We start from the raw sequence: 3,240 nt of genomic DNA, 5'->3' as shown, positions 1-3,240 counted from the left end.
AACCCCACCCCCGCCCCCCCCCACCCCAAACACCCCCCGGCCCCCCCCCCCCCCGGGGCCGTGTCTCACCTGGGGTGGGGGCGGGTCGCCCCCCCGGGGCCCCCCCCCCCCCCGTCCGGTGCACCGCCGCCACGGACCGCACACAGCACGTGTGGACCCGCAGACCGGAGAATCCTGATGGACATATCGACAAAGAATCCTGCAGAAGCACCGCCCCCCACCCCCGAGCCCTCCGTCGCGGAGCAGAAGCGCACCGCCCGCGGCGCCACCCGACCCGGTGACCGGATCTTCCTCGGTCTCTCCCGCGGGTCGGGCATCCTGCTGCTGGTGATCATGGCCGCGATCGCGGTCTTCCTCACCTACCGCGCCTCGCTCGCGATCAGCAAGGACCACGCGAACTTCCTCACCACCTTCGAGTGGAACACCAACCTGCTGCCGCCGAAGTTCGGCATCGCCGTCCTGGCGTTCGGCACGGTGGTGTCCTCGATCATCGCCATGGTCATCGCGGTCCCGGTCGCGGTCGCCATCGCCCTGTTCACCACGCACTACGCCCCGCGCAAGCTCCGCGGCCCGGTCTCCTACGTGATCGACCTGCTGGCCGCCGTACCGTCCATCGTGTACGGCCTGTGGGGCGCCCTGATCCTCGTACCGCACATGGTCGGCCTCTATGGCTGGCTCAACGACTTCTTCGGCTGGACCGGGATCTTCTCCTGGGAAGGCGGCGCGCCCCGCTCGATGCTCACCGTCGGCATCCTGCTGGCGATCATGATCCTGCCGATCATCACCAACGTGAGCCGCGAGGTCTTCCGCCAGGCCCCGCAGATGATCGAAGAGGCGGCCCTCGCCCTCGGCGCCACCCGCTGGGAGGTCATCCGCATGGCGGTGATCCCCTTCGGCCGCTCCGGCGTGATCTCCGCCTCGATGCTCGGCCTCGGCCGCGCGCTCGGCGAGACGATGGCCGTCGCCACCGTGCTCTCCCCGGACTTCATCATCCACGCCAGCCTGCTCAACCCGGGCGGCGGAACCTTCGCCCAGAACATCGCCAGCAAGTTCAGCGAGGCGTCGCAGGACGGCCGGGACGCGCTCATCGCCTCCGGTCTGGTCCTGTTCGTCATCACCCTGCTGGTCAACGGCGCGGCCCGGCTCATCATCGCCCGCCGCGCGGAGTACTCGGGGGCCAACGCATGAGCCACGCAGCCGTAGCCGAAAAGCCCGTGAGCACCCTCCAGGGCGCCACCCTCCCGAAGTGGTCGCCGTACGCGATCGCCGGCGGGTCAGTCGTCCTGGCCGTCCTCATCGGACTGGTCGGCAGCCTCGACAGCAAGATCCAGTGGGGCCTGATCGCGGCGATCCTCTTCATCGTCGGTACGTACGTCATCGCCTCCCGCGTCGAGGGCACCCGCCAGGCCAAGGACCGCATCTCGACCAGCCTGGTCTGGGTCGCGTTCCTCCTCGCCGTGGTCCCGCTCGTCTCGCTCCTCTGGACGACGATCTCGCGCGGCGTGAAGGTCCTGAACATCTACTTCCTGACCCACTCGATGGGTGTGGTCGCCGACACCGAGCCCGGCGGCGGTATCTACCACGCCATCATCGGCAGCCTGGAGCAGGTCGGCCTCGCCACCCTGATCGGCGCCCCGATCGGTGTGCTCACCGCGATCTACCTGGTCGAGTACGGACGCGGTGCCCTCTCCAAGTGGGTCACCTTCTTCGTGGACGTCATGACGGGCATCCCGTCGATCGTCGCGGGTCTGTTCATCCTGTCCCTGATGCTCATGTGGGACATGGAGCCCTTCGGCTTCGCCGGTTCCTGCGCCCTGGCCATCCTGATGATGCCGGTCGTGGTCCGCTCCACCGAGGAGATGCTGAAGCTCGTACCGAACGAGCTGCGCGAGGCATCGCTCGCCCTCGGCATCCCGAAGTGGCGCACGATCCTCAAGGTCGTCCTCCCCACCGCGATCGGCGGCATCACCACCGGCATCATGCTGGCGGTCGCCCGTATCGCCGGCGAGACCGCGCCCGTCCTGCTGCTGGTGTTCGGCAACCCGTTCATCAACAACGACCCGTTCCACGGGGCGCAGGCGTCGCTGCCGCTGTACATCTACCAGCAGTTCGCGCAGAGCGCGGGCGCCGGTGCGGCCTACGACCGTGCCTGGGCGGCCTCGCTCACCCTCATCGCCTTCGTGATGATCCTCAACCTGGTGGCCCGCGGCATCGCCCGCTGGAAGGCCCCCAAGACCGGTCGCTAAGGCGACAACATCCGGCTACGGCCGGACGGAACCCCCTCAGCGACCGTTCTGAAGTCTGGAAGTGAAGTAGACATGTCCAAGCGAATCGACGTAAGCGGGCTCACCGCCTACTACGGCTCCCACAAGGCAATCGAAGACATCTCGATGACGGTCGAGCCCCGCTCGGTGACGGCCTTCATCGGCCCCTCCGGCTGCGGCAAGTCGACGTTCCTGCGCACGCTCAACCGCATGCACGAGGTGACGTCCGGCGGCCGCGTCGAGGGCAAGGTCCTCCTGGACGACGAGGACCTCTACGGCCACGGCATCGACCCGGTGTCGGTACGCCGCGAGATCGGCATGGTCTTCCAGCGCCCGAACCCGTTCCCCACGATGTCGATCTTCGACAACGTCGCGGCGGGCCTGCGCCTGAACGGCAGCTACAAGAAGAACGAGCTGTCGGACGTCGTAGAGAAGTCCCTGAAGGGCGCGAACCTCTGGAACGAGGTCAAGGACCGCCTGAACAAGCCGGGTTCGGGCCTCTCCGGCGGCCAGCAGCAGCGCCTGTGCATCGCGAGGGCGATCGCGGTGGAACCGAAGGTCCTGCTCATGGACGAGCCCTGCTCGGCCCTGGACCCGATCTCCACCCTCGCGATCGAGGACCTGATCGGCGAGCTGAAGGAACGCTTCACGATCGTCATCGTGACGCACAACATGCAGCAGGCGGCACGCGTCTCGGACCGCACGGCCTTCTTCAACCTCGCGGCGGTGGGCCAGCCCGGCCGCCTGATCGAGATCGACGACACGGAACGCATCTTCTCCAACCCGTCGGTCCAGGCCACAGAGGACTACATCTCGGGCCGCTTCGGCTAAACCGAGCCACTCCTCTCCCAAAACCCCTCGCGGTGCTGCATGGCGGTGCCACCGCGAGGCCGAAAAGGGCCCGCCCCCGGCTCCCGGGGGCGGGCCCGTTCGTTTGTCTTCCCACCCAGCCACCCGTTTGCGGTCGACCGAGAGG

The 3,240-nt window shown here is 68.1% G+C and carries 3 protein-coding genes; all 3 read left to right on the top strand.

Features of this window, described 5'->3' with window-relative positions:
- The first annotated feature begins 177 nt into the window (after positions 1-177).
- The 3 genes from pstC to pstB all read left to right on the top strand — a co-directional run bounded on the left by pstC (position 178) and on the right by pstB (position 3,095).
- The gene (gene pstC, locus ACFWP5_RS52145; protein WP_384174426.1) at positions 178-1,188 is read left to right on the top strand and encodes a phosphate ABC transporter permease subunit PstC; all 1,011 of its coding nucleotides are present in this window, start codon (positions 178-180) and stop codon (positions 1,186-1,188) included.
- The gene (pstA, locus tag ACFWP5_RS52140; protein WP_384174424.1) at positions 1,185-2,246 is read left to right on the top strand and encodes a phosphate ABC transporter permease PstA; all 1,062 of its coding nucleotides are present in this window, start codon (positions 1,185-1,187) and stop codon (positions 2,244-2,246) included. The genes pstC and pstA overlap by 4 nt, the downstream gene beginning before the upstream one ends.
- 72 nt (positions 2,247-2,318) lie before the next feature.
- Positions 2,319-3,095, top strand: a complete 777-nt coding sequence (pstB, locus tag ACFWP5_RS52135) for a phosphate ABC transporter ATP-binding protein PstB (RefSeq protein WP_384174421.1) — start codon at positions 2,319-2,321, stop codon at positions 3,093-3,095.
- The last annotated feature ends 145 nt before the right edge of the window (positions 3,096-3,240 follow it).

Origin of the sequence: Streptomyces sp. NPDC058469, from assembly GCF_042721125.1 — a bacterium.
Classification (GTDB): domain Bacteria; phylum Actinomycetota; class Actinomycetes; order Streptomycetales; family Streptomycetaceae; genus Streptomyces.
Note: the sequence above shows the minus strand (reverse complement) of the source record. Positions and strands in the feature narration are given on the sequence as shown.

Excerpts from the sequence above, each read along its gene's own strand:
- pstC (WP_384174426.1), top strand. The coding sequence starts at position 178 with ATGGACATATCGACAAAGAATCCTGCAGAAGCACCGCCCCCCACCCCC.
- pstA (WP_384174424.1), top strand. The coding sequence starts at position 1,185 with ATGAGCCACGCAGCCGTAGCCGAAAAGCCCGTGAGCACCCTCCAGGGC.
- pstB (WP_384174421.1), top strand. The coding sequence starts at position 2,319 with ATGTCCAAGCGAATCGACGTAAGCGGGCTCACCGCCTACTACGGCTCC.